Source organism: Streptomyces coelicoflavus (genome assembly GCF_045041415.1).
In the GTDB taxonomy this organism is placed as follows: Bacteria; Actinomycetota; Actinomycetes; order Streptomycetales; family Streptomycetaceae; genus Streptomyces; species Streptomyces coelicoflavus.
This window is the reverse complement of record NZ_CP108218.1, coordinates 1,887,710-1,905,499: the sequence shown is the minus strand read 5'-3', so window position 1 is coordinate 1,905,499 and position 17,790 is coordinate 1,887,710. Positions and strand designations below refer to the sequence as shown.

Genomic DNA, 17,790 nt, shown 5'->3' with positions numbered 1-17,790 from the left:
GATTCCTGCCCGGCTACGTGCCGGTGCCGGACGGACTTCACCTGAGTGGCCCACCGGGTGGCGCTCAGGGCGCGGTGTCACCTCGCGCGTCTTCCTGCTCCCGCACGTCCGCGAGGTCGGTGAGCCGGTCGAGTTGCCGCACCGGCCGGGCGATGCGCTGGTTGCCGGCCAGCCGTTTCCGGTGCCGGTCGAGGAAGGCCCAGTAGCCGGCGGTGTAGGGGCAGGCGTGCTCGCCGGTCCGGTCGCCCGGCCGGTGGACGCAGGGACCGCACAGGTCGCTCATGCGGTTGATGTAGGCGCCGCCCGACGTGTAGGGCTTGGTCGTCATCCGGCCGCCGTCGGCGTACTGGGACATGCCGACGACGTTGGGCAGCATCACCCAGTCGTAGCCGTCCACGAAGCAGCGGTGGAACCAGTCCGTGACGGCGGCGGGGTCCCAGCCGCGCTGGAGTGCGTGACTGCCGAGGATCATCAGCCGGGGGATGTGGTGGGTCCACCCGGTGTCGCGCACCTGGGCGAGGACGGTGTGCAGGCAGTTGGCCCGGACGGCGTCCGCGTCCAGGTCGTTCCACCAGTCGGGCAGCGGGGCGGTGTGCCGCAGCTCGTTGGAGCGCCGGTACTCCTCGCCGAAGTACCAGTACAACTGCCAGACGTACTCGCGCCAGCCCGCGACCTGCCGCACGAAGCCCTCCACGCTGTTCAGCGGCGCCCGGCCCTCGCGCCACGCCCGCTCGGCCTGCTCGACGCACTCGGCGGGGTCGAGCAGGCCGAGGTTCAGGGACGAGGAGAGCAGGCTGTGGCTCATGACGGGGTCGGCGGCGAGGATGGCGTCCTCGTAGGGACCGAAGGTGGCGAGCCGGTGTTCGACGAAGCGCCGCAGGGCCCGCCGCGCCTCCGCCCGGCTCGCGGGGAACAGGCGGGGCCCGTCCCGCCCGACGAAGGAGACGTCCCCGTCGCGCTCCCACCGGTCGAGATCGTGGCGGACTTCGTCGTCGATGGCGTCCTCGTGGGGCCGGTAGGGGCGGCCGACCTGGAGCGTTGTGGTGTCGCGGGGCGGGGGTTCGCGGTTGTCGTGGTCCAGGTTCCACTGGTCTCCCGCGGGTTGATCGCCGTCCATGAGCAGGTCGTGTGCGCGACGGACCCAGTGGTAGAAGTCCTCCTGCCGCAGGCGCTTGTCGCCGTGGCCGTCCGCCCACGCGGTGAAGTCGGCCATCGGCACCAGGAAGCCCCGCGCGGGACCCACCGACACCCCGGGGAGGGCGCGCACCAGGCGGAGCGCGGCGTGGGAAGTGGGGTGGTGGACGCCGATCCGGCGCCCGCGTGCCGCCCGGTCGAGGCCCTCGCGGTAGGTGTCGGCCCGTACGTAGGTGACGCGGTCGCCGAGTTCGGCCGCGCGGTGGCGCATCGCGGACACCACGAGATGGGCCTTGGCGCGGTGGAAGCGGCGCCGCCGGAACACGGAGCGCGCCTCGATCATGAGGAGGGGCGTGTTGCTCCCGGGTCCCTCTTCGCCCGGGGTGAGGAAGTGGGGTCCGAGTTGGTCGCCGAAGAGCCAGTGCACGAGGGGTGTCTCCTCAGTCGCGGCCGCGGGCGTGCTTGAAGCGCGCGAGCCCGTCGGCGAGGTCGATGAGCGGATCCGGGTAGTCGAGCTCCTCGCGTTCCGCTGCCGGGAGACGCCAGGGTTCGCGCACCTTCCCGCCGTCCACGCTCGCCAGTTCCGGAACCCAGCGGCGTACGTGGGCGCCGTCCGGGTCGAACCGCTTGCCCTGGACGAGCGGATTGAGGACGCGGTGGGGGCGGGTGTCGGTGCCGGTGCCCGCGACCCACTGCCAATTGAGCTGGTTGTTGACGACGTCGCCGTCCACGAGGAGGTCCACAAAGTGCCGGGCGCCGATCCGCCAGTCCACGTACAGGGGCTTGGTGAGGAAACTGGGGGCCAGCAGTCGCGCCCGGTTGTGCATCCAGCCTTCGTGGCGCAGCTGGCGCATGGCGGCGTCGACGATCGGATATCCGGTCCGTCCGTCCCGCCAGGCGGCGAGGTCCTGGGCGGCGTCGTCCTCCTGACGCCACCGGTCGTGGCGGGTGCGGTAGTCCTTCCGGGATGCCTCGGGCCGAGCGGCCAGCACCTGGTGGTGGAAGTCCCGCCAGCACACCTGGCGTACGAACGCCTCCGCGCCGGGCCCGCCCCGCTCGCGGGAACGGTGGACGAGCTCGCTCGGGGACAGCGCACCGAAGTGGAGGTACGGCGACAGCCTGGACGTGGCGTCGCCCGCGAGGTCGTCGTGCCGGTCCTCGTAAACGGGACAGTCCGGAACGGGCCCAGCGCGAGAAGCGCTCACGTCCGGCGGTTTCCCCACCGGCCGGCAGACCGGGCGAGGTGCCGGCCACGTCCGCACGGTCGGGCAGCGGCTCGCCGCGTACTCCGTCGGGGACGCGCACGGTGCGCGGCGCGGCGAGAGGCTTGCGCAGCGTCTCCTCGGACCAGCGGCGGAAGTAGGGAGTGAACACGGCGAAGTGGTCGCCGCCGGAGGGTGTCACCGTTCCCGGCGCGACGGCGGTGATCACCGCCTCGTGCACATGCAGCGCCACGTCGTTGTCGCCGAGCTCCTCGCGCAGCCGCTCCTCACGGTGCTGGGCGTACGCTGTGACGCCCGCGGCCAGGTGAACTTCGCCCGCCCCGCACTCGGCGGCGACGGCGCGGACCTCCCGGGCGACCGGTCCCGCGCGGACCACGAGCCGGCCACCGCGGCGGCGCAGCGAGGAGTCGAGGTCGTTCAGGCAGTCCGCGAGGAAGGCACGCCGGTTGGGTGCGTCGAAGCCCGCCGCGTGGATCCCGGGATCGAGCACGAACAACGGGACGACCTCGTCCGCCGCCTTCAGCGCGGCGTGCAACGGCGGATGGTCGTGCAGACGCAGGTCCGAGGTGAACAGGACGACCGCGACGGTCATGGCCTCACTCCTGGCGCAGTGGTGCGTGAACGGGTGCCTGGTGCTTCGTGCTTCGTCGGGGACGGCGATGTCGGATGCGTCTGAAGCGCCGAGAACCAGTGTGGGCGGTCAGGCCCTTGGCGGTGGCCTGGGTGATGTTGCGGGCCATGCCGCCGAAGATGACGGGGTGGAAGGGGTGACGGACCACCAGGAGGCGTGACCCGGGACCGCGTGGGTGGAACAACGGCGGCGTTGCCGCCCGCAGCCGCCCGCGCCACCTGACTTGTCAGGGTCTCGCGCGGCTCGTCCTCGCCGACCGGCCGGCCCACACCCGGCACCGCCGACCTTGCGCGCGTGGAAGCCGCCGACCTGCTCCGCAGGAAACAGCCTCCGGACCTCTGTGCCGCCGCCCAGTGGTACGAAAGGCTCGCCCCACGTCGACGGTGAGGAGGCCGCCGGCCGACGTGCAGTCGGAGGGGGCGGAGGACGTCGCGCGCGCCATGAAGTCACGTTCGGACTGCCGACCTCGACGCCCCGTCCGTCTTGCCCGCTGCGGGTCTCGAGCCGCTGGCCGTGGTGCCGATCTGGCCGACTACCACCGGGCCCGGTCCCGGTGTGCCGGTCACCTCGTCGTCTTCCCGAGGTACTCGGCCAGGGCCTTGCCCGGTCGGAACGTGGCGGTGTTTCCCTCGGTGTGAAAGCTGCCGAAGGTGCCCGCGGTGACCGTCTCTCCACGCCGCAGTGCCTCGGCGATCGAGCCCGGATGCTCCACGGTGCCGAAGACCGCGTCGAGGACCGCGCCCACGGCCTCGGAGTCGAGCGTTCGGTCACCGCCGTCGCCGGCCGCCTTGCTAGCGGTGGCCTCGGTCAACTGGGTCTTGTCCATATCTCTTGCCTCCTCCTCGGGCCGACGGAGGGCCGACGCCCGCAACGACACGATCGGTGCACCGGCCGGTCGGCGCATCTCCTGGTGACCGTGTGGGTGGGGAGGGCGGATGCCGACGCCCCGTTCGGCGCGCACCGCTGGCCGAGTGCTCCGGCAGGGCATGTCATGGGTGCAAGGTCCCCGGCAAGAAGGCGAGTAGTCCATGTTGGTCAAGAAGCTGCACGAGTCCGGAATCCGCGCCGAGCACGCCTACGCGGCGGGTTTCGTCTCCATCGGCCTGTCCGTCGTCACCTGGTGCACGTCACTGCGAGTGGAGAAGAAGGGAGAGGAGCGTGCCGACCGCTGGGGAATCTTCGTCGGCGAATGGGCCCCTACCTTCTTCGCCGTCGGCCTGGCCCTGTCGACCTACGAGAAGTAGCCTGCCGCACCCGGGCGAGAGGCCGAGTCAACCACCCGACACGTCCCCAGGTGAGATGGGGAACCGCCTGTCGGCGGCCTCCCCGGGAGGGGGGGGACGTGTCGCGCAGCCGGATCCCCCTCGGTGGTGAGCCCGACGGTACTCCCGGCGCGCTGGTCCGTGAACGGACCTGCCACCGAGCGATCGGACGTGCGGGGGGCCATTGAGCACCACGGCATGCTGATATGGCCGCTGCGGGGCCTGGAGCTCTTCCAGTAGTTGGTCTGCGCCCACCTCGAGTTGAGTCGGCGGCGGGCACGGCACGCGTGACGTCACCACAGAGACCGCACTCGCCGATCAGGCCCGCGACCATCCCTGACCGCGAGCGGAGAACAGCCTGTCACCCGCCGGCCCGCGTCCCCTGCGTGGCACTGGTCGGTCACCGCGGCCGGGTCCCGGCCCCGCCGGAGCGCGGTAACAGCCGAAAGAATCATCAACCGGAGGGTGTGCTGGGGCCACCCGGTGTCGCGTACCTGGTCCAGGACGGACGGTCCGTGCCGGTGTGCAACCGGACGACGACGTCGACCGGGCGGTGCAGCTGATGCGCTCCAAGGCGCTGCGGCGACTTCCAGCCGTCGAGGTGGGCGTGGCCGTCGGTGCCGCGGCCCTGGGTGACCTTGCCGTGGAACGCGACCCCGACTCCGCGTTGGGCAACATCAGCGCCGCCGACCCCAACGCATGGAGACCGAAGAAGACGCACGCCGGGGCCGCACACCGGCCCGGTGGGGTAGGCGAGTGACTCCGGCTGCGACGCCTTGGCACGCCGGAGCCGACGCGGACCGGACCGAGTAGGAACACCCGCTCGGATGGCCGCACAATAGGAGCAGCCGAGCGCCGAGAACGCACAGCTGCATCAGGCCCCGCAGTCTCGGCGACTGATCGACCAAGCGCGCGGCACGATCATGGCGGTCGCTCGCCGCACACCGGGTCTGGAAGCGTCCGTCTCCAGGAGCATCGCTCCGGAGCGACAGACCGACCGGAGACGACGGCGGAGAGCACGGGAGGACAAGGGCACCCCGGTGATGCTGACGGGTTGAGCTCATGGACCCGCGAAGTCTCTTCAGCGGGCTACTCGGCGCCCGTGAGGTCGGGCTGCGGATTCACCGAGCTCGAAGCGGTCGCGGGCGGGCCGGCGACCGCATGCCTGAGGTCGGTGGTTGCAGCCTCCACTCCGAGAAGCAAAAGGCTGGAGTGCCTGCCATGACGCTCGTTTGACGCTCCGGGCGGCCGCAGGAAGGATCAGCGAGCCAAAAGGGCACTCTGACCTGGCCTTTTCCCCGGACCGCTCAGGCCGACATCTTTCCGATGACGTCGCATGTGGAGTGCGTGGCGATATTAGGAGCCTACTGCAAAGGGGCTCTGACCTGCGGCTTTCTTGTGTTTTCCAGGTGTGGTCGGCGGTGCTCGACCTGTTTCCCGAAGTTCACCGCGTGGAGCATGTGGTAGGTAGCCGCCACGTGGCTCACGAAGGCTTGCGCCCGTACGGTCTTCATCGCCTCGGTCAGGGTCGGCGCGACGGCGGCCAGGACGTCGATCACCTCGCGTACATACCGGTACACGGTCGCGACGCCGATGCCGAATCCGGCGGCAAGCCGCGCGTAGGTGTCCCCGCACCGCAGGTGGGCGAGGGCCAGCAGGGCCTGACGGCCGACAGGCAGCCGTCGCCACCGGGTCCCGATCTCTCGCCGCCGGGCACGGAGCCGCGTGGTCAGGTAGCGCAGGGTGTCGCTGGACAGATCGATCGACGAGGGGTAGACAAGCACGCGAAGCTCCTGGCGGACACGGGTGATCTTGGTCGAGAACCCGTCTACCAGGAGCTTCGTCGTTCCGTACAGCTGGCAACCTCCAACACCTCACCACCACGGTCAGGTTGGAAAAGGCTCCTTGTACGACAGCGACGCGCTCCCCACGGACGACCCTCTGGCCTCCGCGCTGCGTGATGCGAAGGTACGAGACTTGGCGATGCGGTCCGCCGGCTTGTCCTCAGTATCTGATGGTCGCCTGCTCCGCGGACGGGTCGTCCAGGAAGTCCTGACGCTGAAACGACGCTCGTCCTGACGGTCTTGCACGTGTGGTTGTACGTGGGCACGGGTGGCTTTCAGCGGGTGTCGGCCTCCCCGTACTGCGGATGGTGAACCCGATGCTCCGTCCGCCTACGACGACGGGGACACATTCGACGACCTGCTGCCCGTCACCGCCCGGGAGGAGCAGCCGGCCCCCATGCTCGAACTCGCCCCTTGCGGAACGGGCCACCCGGACCCCACCGTCCGAAGCCCGGCTGACGTGGCAGCGATGCCTGGAGGAGAGGCGAAGCGAGCTGGAGTGGTAGGGGAACTCACGCTGCCAGGGGCGGAGTTCACATCCCCCATTCGAGTCGTACCGGCTCTCGCGCCGTGGTCAGCGCCCCGTCGAAGTCCGCGAGGCGTTCGGCCAGTGTGGCGGTGGCCACGCGCGGCGGGAGGGCGGCCGAGAACTTCAGGCCGCGGACGGCGCGCGGGTCGACGGTGGGCAGGGTGAGGGCGCTCGGGAGTTCGGCGCGGGCGGACTTCCAGTCGGCGGGGGAGAGGTCCTGGCGCAGTCGGAGGTGGGTGTCGAAGGGCCGCTGGACGGGATCGGCGAGGTTGCCGAGGGAGGCGACGAGGGTCGCATTGGCGCGGTAGCCGGCCCAGGTCCACCAGCGTGTGGCATCGGCGTCGCGGATCACGAGAGTGCCGGCCGGGTGGACCTCGTGGGGGGCGCGATCGGTGCGCAGCTCGGCGAGGGCGGCGGTGGCGCGGCGGGTGAGCCGGACGTCGGGGTCGGTGCCGAGGAGGACGTCGCGCATGGCGCGGGTCAGGGTGAACGACAGACCGCGCGCCTCGCCGCCCTGCCACTTGGCCACACCGCCGTCCTCTACGGGTTCGACGAAGGCACGGCGGCGGGCCCAGTCGATGAACGTGACCTGCCAGCTGCGCCCGGCAAGCAGGAGACGGCGCGGGCCGGGGCGTTCCTCGGTGAGCACGGTGGGGTCGGTGGTGCCGATCTCGGTGCGCCCGGCGAGGACGGTGAACTCGGGCGGCGCGGTGAAGGAGGCGGTGAGTTCCATGAAGTGGCGGCGGCCGAAGTGCTTCTCGGCCTCGGAGCCGATGAAGAGCATGCCGTCGTCGCTGTCCAGGAAGCCCTCGTCGATCAGGTGCTTCAGGAGCGGGGCGGCCGATCGGTCGAAGGGCGCGAGGCCGTTCCACCGGTCCGGCCAGAGCCGGTCGCCGATGCGGTGCTCCTGGAGGGTGAGCGCGAGCAGTTGCTGGGCGACGAGGTGACGGGGCGACGGTGGCGGGGTGACGGGCTCGACCCAGCCCCGGGCCCAGAGGGTGAGCAGCCCGGCGGCCTGCAGCAGCGACTCGGGGCGGGTGGCGAGGAAGAGACAGTTGCGGGAGGTGTCGGCGCGACGGCCGGTGCGGCCGATCCGTTGCAGGAACGAGGCGACGCTGCCGGGGGAGTCGATCTGGATGACGCGGTCGAGGTTGCCGACGTCGATGCCGAGCTCCAGGGTGGAGGTGGACACGATGACGCAGTCGCGCGCCTCGGCGAACGCCTGCTCGGAGCGGGCCCGTTCACCGGTGGAGAGTGAGGCGTGCGAGAGGAACACGGTGACGTCGCGGGCCCGGAGCGCCGCACCGAGTTCCTCGACCTGTTTGCGGGAGTCGCAGAAGACCAGTCGCTTCTCGCCGCGGTGCAGGGCGGAGATCACCTTGGCGGCGTTGGCGAGCGAGCCGACGTAGTCGAGTTCGACGTCTCCCGCGGGCCTCGGCAGCGGGGTGTCCCCGGCGGTGTCCGGCAGGGTGAGGCCGGGCGCGACGACCCGCCCCGGGCGTTCGGCGGGGCGCGCTCCCTGCAGCCACGTGAGCAGTGCGTCCGGGTTGCCGACGGTGGCGGAGAGCCCGATCCGCTGGATCCGGTGACCGGCCAGCCGCTCCAGCCGTTCGAGCACGGCAAGCAGGTGCCAGCCCCGGTCGTCACCCGCGAAAGCGTGCACCTCGTCGATGATCACGGCACGGACCCGGCCGAGCATGTGCGTGTGGTCGGTTTTGACACTGATCAGCATCGCTTCGAGCGACTCGGGTGTGGTGAGCAGGAAGTCGGGCGACTCGGTGCGGATACGGCGGCGTACCGACTCCTGGGTGTCGCCGTGCCAGAGCGCGGCGCGGCGACCGAGCCACTGGGCGTAGGTGTCGACGCGGTGGACGAGGTTGTTGAGGAGGGCTTTGAGTGGGGCCAGGTAGAGGACGGAGGTGCCCGTCCAGTGCTGCTCCCGCATGGCGGACAGGACGGGGAAGGTGGCGGCTTCCGTCTTCCCGCCCGCGGTCGGCGCGAGCAGGATCGCGTCCTCGCCGTCCATCAGTGGTTCCACGGCGGCCTTCTGCAGCGGGCGCAGATCGGGCCATCCGAGAGTGTTGACGATGTGGTGCAGGACGACCGGATCGAGTCGATCGAGCGGGTCGGGACCGGGCGGCTGGTCCTGCACGTGGGTGGCTCCCTGCGCTTGGTCTTCCGGGAAAGGGAGGGGAAGGCGACAGATCAGAGGTCGAGATCGAGGTCGTCGGCCGACGCGGCAGCCGGGGGCGCGGCGAGGTTGCGTTCGGTGGCGGTGAGATCGCCGCTGCCGAGGGTCAATCTGTAGTGCGCACGCGGATCGAAGTCGTCGAACTGATCGATCCGGTCGAGTACGTCCCCGACCAGCTTCTTCAGGTACAGGCGCGGTGCCACTCCGACTTTCCCGCCCAGCGCCCCGCCCACGGCCCTTGCCAGGTCCGCAAGGTACGCGTCGTCGGCGAGTCGCTTGATCCGCTCGGCGGAGCCGGAGGAGGAGGCGCCGTCCGCGTACAGATCCCGGATGGTGGCACCCAGGCCGGTCAAGGACTCCTCGGTGAATCCGGGGAGCCGGATCTGCACCGCACGCGGGTTGTCGAAGCGCGGGTCGGTGGTGAAGTCGGTGGCCAGACGCTGGGCGAGCGGGGCGAGGCGCTGGACGCCCTGCTGCCCGTCGTAGAAGGCGGGTGTGCCGGTGATGACGAGGTAGAGGCCGGGGAAGCGGCCGGAGTGGACCTCGTCGATGAGCTGGCGCAGGGCGTTGAGGGCCTTGTCACGGGCGTCGGAGCGGACCCGCTGCAGTGTCTCCACTTCGTCCAGGACGAGAACGAGCCCGGCGTGCCCCGCATCCTTGAGCATGGTCAGCAGGCCTTGGAGGAAGCCGAAGGCGCCGAAGTGGTCGAGGTCGCCGCGGACGCCCGCGCTGCGCCGGGCGGCAGCGGCGACGTGCGGCTGGCCGCCGAGCCAGGCCATCACCGCGGCGGCGGTCGCCTCGTCGCCGGCGTCCAGGGACTGCTTGTACCCGCGCAGGGCGGTGGCGAAGGCGGGGGCCTGGCGGGACACCTCGGCCAGGCGGGCGGTGAGCAGCCGTTCCACGGCCTGCGGCAGTTCGCTCTCGGCCGCTCCGTCGGCGAGCGCGTCCTCCTCGAGGGCGTAGAACCAGGCGTCGGCGACGGGCCGCAGGGCGCTGGGCGGGAAGCTCGCGGTGGTCAGGCGTTCGGTGAGCCGTCGGTAGACCGTCTCCAGCTTGTGCAGCGGGGTCTCGGTCTCCGACACCTGTACCTCGGCCACGGCGAAGGTGCGCCGCTTGGCGCGCTCGCCGAGCCAGCGGGTGAAGAAGGTCTTGCCGGAGCCGTACTCACCGCGCACCGCCTTGAACACCGAGCCGCCGGCGGCGACGGTGTCCAGTTCCTCGTCGACCGCCTGCTCGAAGCGGCCGAGGCCGGTGGCGAGCAGGTCGAGGCCGCTCTCGGGGACGGCGCCGCGCCGCAACGCGTCCACGACGGCGCGGCGGCGTACGGCGCCGACGGGTGCACCGGCACGAGGGGTCGAGGATCGAGACGAGTTCACCCGGACAGTCTCCCATCAGGGGCGTGGCCGGACGGCCGGAGTGCCGGCAGACGGATCCGGTTCGTCGTGCTCACGGGGTGCGCAGTCCGAACTGTTCGATCAGTTGGGCCCGGTGCAGGCGCAGGGTGCGGTTGTCGGGGAGGATCTCCAGGATCTGGGCGCCGTCGTAGTTGAGGAGCTGGGCCAGGGTCGCGGCGAAGCCGGGGGCGCGGCCGGCGGGCTGGCCCGCGCGTTCGGCCAGGGCGGTCATGGGCAGGGTGCCCGCTTCGACGAGGGCGACCAGCGCCTTGGGCAGGACGGACGGCTCCCGGGGCTTGCGGGCGAGCAGGTCCAGCTGCGCCGCGTACAGCTCGGTGGCGACGAGACGTTCCACGAGCGCGACGGCAGGTGGCCGGGCCTGGGTGGAGGGGGCTTCGGGCTCCGGTGCGGGGTCGGCGGGCTTCTGGGACGCGAGAGGGGTGAGTTCCTCCTCACCGAAGAGACCGATGACGCCCTCCGCCAGGGGCGGGACGGCCTTCTTGGACTGCTTGGCGCCCGGACGCGACGGCGTGGCGGCGGGAGCGGCGGCGCCGGACGAGGTGACGGCCTCGGCGCCGGATTCCGTCTCGATGCCCGTCTCGTCGGACCACCACAGCGGAGTCGGATCGCCCAACTCCCGCCACCCTCTCGGTGGTTCGGCACCGAAGGGCAGCAGGGCGAGCAGCGGGACGGTGAATTCCGCGAGGGTCGCACCGCCGTGGTAACCCGCCCTGAGGGAGGTGTACCGGGCGTCGTGGTCGCGCAGAGCGACGATACGTGAGCCGGGCTCCGGCCAGACCACCCGCGGCCCGGCCAGTGCGATCTCGGCGGGGGTGACCGGATCGCCGGGGTCGCGGTGACGGGCCGAACCGATAACGTCGGCGGGTGCGTCGAGCCTGCTGCTCCGCCGTTCGACGACATGGCCGTGGTCGGAGGTCAGGAGCACGGTCATGCCGTTCGCACGCGCGGCCCGCAACAGTGGTTCGAGACCGCTGACTTCGCCTGCCTGCCAGGCTCCGTCCCCGAGCTTCTGCTCCTTGCCCAGCCGGTCGTCGACGGTGTTGAGGACGACGGCGACATGCATGCGCTCGTCGGCGAGGGCCTCGCCGAGGGCGGTGGAGAAGGGCGAGCCGGTGTCGGGGCCGCGCAGGTCGTCCTTGTGGAAGACGGCCGCCGGGGCGCCCTGCCAGCAGGAGTGCCGAGGGAAGAGCCGCTTCTCGTCGTTCTGGTCGCCCTTCATCAGGGTTCCGGTGAAGAGGGAGGTGCGCGAGACGGCGGTGAGTGTGGGCAGCGCTGCTGCCACGGCACGGCGCACCGGTGCGCCGTGCGCCCCGGGGAGCGGGTCGAACTCGGCCCACTGCCGGCGCAGTTCCTGCCCCAGCTCGGCCGCTATGGCCGCGCTCATCCCGTCCAGGAGCAGCAGCAGGACCCGGCGCCCCGGCTCGGCGACGACCGGCGCCACGACTCGGGTCAGGAGGGACTCGACGGTGAGCAGGGAACCGGGGGAGCTGCCGTCCGCCGTCCACGCCGCGAGCCGTTCGCTGAAGGCGTGGTCGAGCGCGCGGCGGGTCCGCCGCACCTGGTCGCCGATCCGGTTGTACGCGGCGGCGAGTACGGTGTCGGGGTCGCCGCCCGCCTCCAGGTGTTCCAGGGCGCGGTCGGCCCAACCGAGTTCGCGGATCTGGCGGTTTGTCCCGTCGGTCACCGACTCGATTCCTTCCGACGGGTTCCCGGCCAGCCATCGCCGCAGCCGTACGGCCATCCGGACCCGCTCGATCCGGGCCCGGGTCTCGCCGTCGCCGGTGGCGAGGGCGTGCGCGCGGAGCGCGGTGACGGAGTCCGTGACCACCTCGGTGGAGCCGTCGGTCAGTGCGTGACCGGCGGCGGTGAACCGGGCGTCGAGTCCGGCGGGCAGGAGCGGACTGGCGGTGGCGGCTGCCTGCGCCCCGAACTGGGCGACCAGCTGTGCGGCCCGGGTCAGGACCGGGTCGGCGAGACGGTGCTCACCCCGGTCGATGAGATCGCGTACGTACGCCTCACCGCTGCGGGCGAAGGAGGCCAGGAGACGGTCGAGTTCGTCGCCCTGGGCGGGCGGCTGCTCGCCGAGCCACCGTTCGGCCCGGCCGCGTGCGCGGTACAGGTCGTGGTCGGCCTCCGCGTGCCCCCACAGGGCGGCGCAGACCACCGCGTACGCGGCCGCGTCGGGGCCGTGGTCGGCGTCGACCAGAGCGGTGATCACCCTGCCGGTGGAGCCGCCCTGCTCGGGTGCGGCGAGGAAGCGGGCGAGGCCGGCCTTCTCCGGTCCGCGCAGCTCGCGCAGGAGGTCCGGGCCGCCGGGGGTGAGGGTCCACCGGAACAGGGCGACGGGGTCGACCCGGTCCGCTTCACCCGGCAGGCCGCGCACCGCGGGTGTGTCGCCGCTGTCGCCGCTGTCGTCGTCGAGGCGGAGCCGACGACGGGTCAGCCGGGTGAGGGCCTCGTCGCGGGAGAGCACGCCCCTGCCGATCGAGCGCCAGGCCCGGCTGCCCGCCGCGTCCAGGAGCGCCTCGGCCGCCCAGGTCTCGCCGCGCAGGCGGGTGTCGAGGCCGCTCGCGCCGAATGCCTCCTGCACCACCTCCCAGTTGTCGACGGACCTGATGCGGCGACCGTAGACACGGGCGAGCAGACCGGGGTCGAGCTCGGTGTTCTCCCGGTCGGTGAGGACGACGAGGACGCGCGGTTCCGGCGGTACCCGCGCCTCCAGGTGGTCCAGGATCTGCTCGTGCACCGCGAGGACGGACGGCGCGACAGCCACCCGCACCCGCGTCCCGCCCACCGTCGGCTGCTCGGCGGCCCCGTCCCACTGCGGGGCGGCCCGCAGCAGCATGACGCGGACCGCGCCGTCGCAGAGCTTGCTGCGCGCGGCGACGAACTGGCGGACCGTGCTCACCGAAAGGCGGGCGGGACCCGCGGCGGAGGGTCCCGGCCCGGCGGCGGGCGCGCTGGTGATCGGGCCGGACATCAGTCGACGACCTTCCAGGTGACCTCGACGGTGGCGTCGGGGCGTGCCGCGGCGAGTGCCGCGATCTCGGCCTGCAACTCCGCGGCCGCCCGGGCGGCCGTCGTCCGGCCGCCGCCGGAGCGGGCCACCGGGAGGGCCGGATCACGCGGCGCGGGCGGCGGCGGCGGCGTCGGCAGCACCTGCGGATGGGCGGAGCCGCCGTCCAGGGGCACCGTGCCGGCGCTGGGTTCCGGAGCGGCGGGCTGCTGCGGAGGCGGCGGCGGGCTCTGCCTGGACCGCAGCAGCGCCATCACCTCCCGGCTGCCCTTCTTCAGTACGGCCGGCAGGTCGGGGTAGTCGCCGGGGTCGCCGGCCGCGGCGTCGCGCACCCGCTCCAGGATCGCCGCACCGTCCCGGCCGAGCGTGTCGGCCAGCTCCAGCTGCTCACCCCAGCTGGTGTTCTGCAGCGCGTCGGCCACGGTCCGGGCACTGGTCAGCGACATGCCGTACCGGTGCGCGGTGAAGTCGCCGAGGTCGAAGCCCGCGAGCCGGTCCACCACGGCCTTGGCGCCGAGGTTCTCCTCGCGCAGCGCGTCCACCAGCTCCTGGGCCCGCCGGGCGAGCACGAGGCGGGGCGAGGCGTCGTCCAGGTGCAGGAATCCCCGGTGCTTCTCCAGCTCCGTGACGAGTCGTCCCGCATCGGGCGCGAACGCGTTCGCGGCCTTGCGGATCTGCCCGGCGAACTGGTTCACGATCCGCCCGCGCCGCAGCTGCGGCGCGGGCGTGCCGAACACCGTCTCGTACCGCTTGCGTGCCTCGGCCCAGTCCGCCTCGGTGGGCAGCGGCTGCTCCCGCAGCGCGTAGTCACGCTTCAGGTCGCTCGGCAGCGGCGCGGGCTCGACCGCGACTGAGCCGCGCACCCACACGCGGTCGGACATTTCCGCGTACGCGGCGGCGAGCAGCCGACGCAGCGGTTCGGGCAGGCCGCGCGGGTCGGGCTGGTCGGTCCAGTCGGCGAGCCTGACCAGGGTCGGCTCGGCGACCCCGTCCCGGCGGGCCTGCGCGTTGAAGTGGTCGAGCCAGGCGGTGGACTGCCGGTAGTACGCCTCCTGCATCACACCGAGCCCCAGGCCGCCCGCGATCCGCGCCATGACCTTGCGGTCCTTCGCCTCGACCTCCACCTGCCCGTCACGGTCCTCGGCGGCCTTGCGCACGTACTCGAAGACGGTCCTGATCTCGGCGGCCCGCAGCGGCTTCCCGGTGCCCTCCGGGTCCAGGTCGGGGTGGGCGGGGAACTGGTGGGCGAGCAGCTTCCCGGAGAGCTGCCGTGCGGCGTCGTCCAGCTGCGCGCCGATCGGCAGCTGCAGGTCCGCCACCTGCTGCTGGGCCTCCAGGTGGTTGCCGAAGCCGAGGTCGACGACGCCTTCCTGCTTCTGCGCGAGTCCGTACGCCTGCTTCAGCGCGCCCAGGACCCGCTCGGTGAGGACCTCCCGCTGCGACTGCAGCATGCCCTTGGCACGGGCCTTGTCGTCGGCGCCCAGACTGCGCGCGAACTCGGAGTCGAAGCGGGCCTCGTCGGACAGTGCCTTGTCGATGACGACGAGACGCTCGAAGTCGCCGCGGGTCGCGTCGGTGAGATGAGTGGGCAGCCAGGCCAGGGTCCGCGAGTCGCCGCCCGTCCTCTCCCGCAGCGTGCGCAGCCGCTGAAGGTCGTCCATCGGCCCGAACTCGCCCTCATCGTACGGGAAGTCGACGACGAGCCGCCAGGCGTCCTCCTGGCTGGGCCGCAGCGCCGCATCGGACAGCGAGTCGACGTCGGCGACGTTTCCGAAGACCACCTCGACCTGCCGCTCGGTGCCCTTCCACACCAGGTCGAGGGTGTCGTACGGGTCGAACCCGCCGGTCCCGTCGGTGACGCCGAGCGCCTCCTTGAGCAGGGTGCGCATCTTGGTGCGGCGGTTGCCCAGGTTGTTGTGGACCTGGGCGTTGGCGAGCACCGCGTCGAGGTCGACACCGGTCAGTTCGAGGCGGACGACCGCGCCGGGGCCGGTGCCGGCGACCTTGATCTCGGGGAAGGTCGCCGCCCATTCCTTCGCCTTCTGCTCCAGGCGGCCGATCTCGGTCCCGGCGATCCGGGTGGTGATGGACCCGTGGTTGAGCGCGTTGAGCCGGGCCAGGGTCAGGTCGGACAGGGCGGGGACGCTCGGCGCGAGCGCGGACAGGAGCAGCGTCTGGACCAGTCGGCCGTCACCGGTGAAGTCCCGGCAACGGGCCTTCAGCTGCGGGTCGCCGACCGTTTCCGGACGGCGCCGGTACGTCTCCACGTCGTCCTCGGTGACCTGGTTGGCCTTCAGCAGGTACGGGCGCAGCTTCTCGCGGTACAGCTTGTCCGCCGCCTCGAAGTGGACGCTGGTCTCGCCGCTGAACGCCTTGTCGCCGCCGCCGACGATCGCCGGGTACAGATCGCCGAGCGGTACGAGCTGGCCGAGCCGCCAGTCGTCCCGGTGGTCGACCAACAGCTGGCTCATCAGCTTGAGGCCGGTGCGGGAGCGCTGCAGTGCCCCGGAAATGTGCACCAGGGTGTCCATGAACGCCGGCGGGAAGGGGTAGGTGCGCCGGAAGGCGTCCTCGTCCGCGCCGGTGGTGGAGTCCTTGTGGCCGAGCAGGGTCTGCCAGACGTCCGGACCGAGCTTCTTGGCCTCGTCGAAGGCTGCCGCGACTTTGGCCTCGGCCTCGTCGTCGACGGGATCCAGCAGACGGGCCCGCGCGATCGTCGGCAGGTTGCGGTCCTCCAGGACGATCGAGTCGTACCGGCCGCCGTTGAGCTTCAGCGTGTCCTGCACGGCGATTTCGGCGGCGCCGGCCATCTCCTCGCCGACCAGCTCGCGCAGGTCACGCTGACGGGCGATGAACGAGACGACGGGGATGGCGCGGCGCTCGTCGGCGCCCTCCACGAAGTTGGTGACCTTGCCGGCCTCGCGGCCGAGAACCTTCGGGTCGTGGATGAGGGTGGCCAGCCACAGGATCAGCTCGTCCATGAAGAGGACGAGGCCGTCGTAGCCGAGGGACTTGGCGTGCGCGGCGATGATGCCGAGGCCCTTGTCCAGGGAGACGAAACCGTCGGCGTTCTCCGAGGCGCCTCGGGCGAAGGACGGGAAGAGGGTCTTGGTCAGGTCCTGGACCAGCCGGGCCCGCAGCTCCTGCGGGGTGGTGGGGTTGTCCAGGTCGAATCCCTTGGTGTTCTCGTGCTCCTCCTGGGCGGCGACGGCCTCGTCGAGCAGCTCGCTGGTCCAGGCGAACGCCTCGCCCCACGCGTCGCCCTCACCGCTGTCCGCCTCGGCGAGCTGCGCGATCACACGGTCGTCGCCGCTGCCCCGGCGATGGGCGGCGAAGTCCTCGAAGAGGCCGTCGGTCAGATAGACCTGCGGCAGATCGCAGCCGGGGTGCACCTTGCGCACGTGCTCCACGTACTTGCCGAGAATGCGCTGCTCAAGGGACTTGGCGCCGAGCATGTGGTACGGGACGAGGAGGAACTTGCGGTCTCCCTCGTCCAGCCAGGAGTGGTTGCCGCGGACGGGGTCGAGGCCCGTCTTGGAGCGGGCGGCCTGGTGGCCGGAGAGCAGGGCGTAGAGCACCGCCATGAAGTGCGACTTACCGGAACCGAACGAGCCGTGCAGGTAGGCGGCCTTGGAGGAGTGGCTGTCGAGCGCCGACTTGATCAGGTCGAGGGCCTCGTCGAAGTTGCCGCGCAGTCGGTCGGTGACGACGTAGTCCCGCAGGGCCGCCTCGGCGCCTTCGGGCGTGACGGCCTCGCCGAGTTTCAGCACGAAGTCGGACGTCGACACGCGCTCCGGGATGCGGATCAGCTCGCGCAGGAGGGGGCGGTCCTCGGGTCGGGGGGTGTTCCTGCTCATGAACGCCATGGTGTCTGTGATGCTCCTCGCCCGGCCGGTCCTTCAGCTCGATCAGAAACTGAGCTGCCCGAGCAATCGTAAGGGGCGGCCCTGACACCAGAAGGGCCAGATTCCGTCCGGCTCTCCCGTTCCTCCCGCTGCGTCTCGGCCGACCCGGTCTGAGCCCATACGGTCTTGCCGGGGCCGTTGCGGTCCTCGACGCCCCAGTCGTCGGCGACGGCCGCCACGAGGGCGAGTCCCCGTCCGCCGTCGGCGTCCGGGTCGGCCATGGTGACCGTTGTGGGGTCGGGCCGTCGCGGGTGCGTGTCGGACACCTCCACGCGTACGGCCGCGGTCGTACGCGCCTGCTGGTGGAGGAGGCGTAGCTCGAAGTTCCGTCCCGGTACGCGGCCGTGGCGGGCCGCGTTGGCCGCGAGCTCGGCGACGAGGAGAGCGACGGTGTCGGAGAGCGGGCTGCCGGGCGGGACGCCCCAGTCGTCGAGCCGGGCCACGGCCGTCCGGCGGGCGAGGCTCGCGCCGAGGCGGGTGGCGGGGAAGGTGTGCGTGGACTCCTGGACGGCCAGGGGTGGTCCGACCTGCGATGTCGTCATGGGCCCAGCCTTCCGGCCGCGCCCGCCGTGCCTACAGGAACGGCACCCATACAGATCAATCTGTACTTGTTCACACTCTGGACTGGGTTGGTGACTTA

The 17,790-nt window shown here is 71.8% G+C and carries 9 protein-coding genes and 2 pseudogenes; 2 read left to right on the top strand and 9 right to left on the bottom strand.

The window, feature by feature from the left end; genetic code table 11:
- Positions 1 to 64: 64 nt before the first annotated feature.
- From OHA99_RS08190 to OHA99_RS08180, 3 genes and pseudogenes are all read right to left on the bottom strand, one after another.
- Entirely contained in the window at positions 65 to 1,561 is a 1,497-nt protein-coding gene (locus OHA99_RS08190; RefSeq protein ID WP_405694997.1) for a cryptochrome/photolyase family protein, read from the bottom strand.
- Between the two features lie 13 nt (positions 1,562 to 1,574).
- Positions 1,575 to 2,949: pseudogene (locus tag OHA99_RS08185) on the bottom strand (cryptochrome/photolyase family protein).
- Between the two features lie 601 nt (positions 2,950 to 3,550).
- Positions 3,551 to 3,814 carry an HU family DNA-binding protein gene (locus OHA99_RS08180; RefSeq protein ID WP_405694995.1) on the bottom strand — a complete coding sequence of 88 codons (264 nt, stop codon included), beginning with the start codon at positions 3,812 to 3,814 and terminating at the stop codon, positions 3,551 to 3,553.
- Positions 3,815 to 4,016: 202 nt separating this feature from the next.
- On the opposite strand from OHA99_RS08180, the gene OHA99_RS08175 reads away from it, so the two are divergent.
- On the top strand, positions 4,017 to 4,232 hold the full coding sequence (locus OHA99_RS08175) for a hypothetical protein (protein ID WP_186780167.1): 216 nt from the start codon (positions 4,017 to 4,019) through the stop codon (positions 4,230 to 4,232).
- A 541-nt stretch (positions 4,233 to 4,773) separates the two neighbouring features.
- Positions 4,774 to 5,010: an oxidoreductase gene (locus tag OHA99_RS08170; protein WP_405694993.1), complete on the top strand. Its 237-nt coding sequence runs from the start codon at positions 4,774 to 4,776 to the stop codon at positions 5,008 to 5,010.
- 724 nt (positions 5,011 to 5,734) lie between these two features.
- Here OHA99_RS08170 and OHA99_RS08165 read toward each other — a convergent pair.
- The 6 genes and pseudogenes from OHA99_RS08165 to OHA99_RS08140 all read right to left on the bottom strand — a co-directional run.
- Positions 5,735 to 6,034: pseudogene (locus OHA99_RS08165) on the bottom strand (transposase family protein); the annotation flags it as partial.
- A gap of 593 nt (positions 6,035 to 6,627) precedes the next feature.
- Positions 6,628 to 8,775: a DEAD/DEAH box helicase gene (locus OHA99_RS08160; protein ID WP_405694991.1), complete on the bottom strand. Its 2,148-nt coding sequence runs from the start codon at positions 8,773 to 8,775 to the stop codon at positions 6,628 to 6,630.
- Between the two features lie 53 nt (positions 8,776 to 8,828).
- Positions 8,829 to 10,190, bottom strand: a complete 1,362-nt coding sequence (brxD, locus tag OHA99_RS08155; RefSeq protein WP_405694989.1) for a BREX system ATP-binding protein BrxD — start codon at positions 10,188 to 10,190, stop codon at positions 8,829 to 8,831.
- 70 nt (positions 10,191 to 10,260) lie between these two features.
- Positions 10,261 to 13,209, bottom strand: coding sequence for a BREX-2 system phosphatase PglZ (gene pglZ / locus OHA99_RS08150; RefSeq protein ID WP_405694987.1), 2,949 nt, complete (start codon positions 13,207 to 13,209; stop codon positions 10,261 to 10,263).
- Positions 13,209 to 17,111 (bottom strand): phage resistance protein, encoded by a 3,903-nt coding sequence (locus OHA99_RS08145; protein WP_405694985.1) that lies wholly within the window; start codon positions 17,109 to 17,111, stop codon positions 13,209 to 13,211. Before OHA99_RS08145 ends, pglZ begins: the two co-directional genes overlap by 1 nt.
- Positions 17,099 to 17,692, bottom strand: coding sequence for an ATP-binding protein (locus OHA99_RS08140; protein WP_405694983.1), 594 nt, complete (start codon positions 17,690 to 17,692; stop codon positions 17,099 to 17,101). Before OHA99_RS08140 ends, OHA99_RS08145 begins: the two co-directional genes overlap by 13 nt.
- Between the last annotated feature and the right edge of the window lie 98 nt (positions 17,693 to 17,790).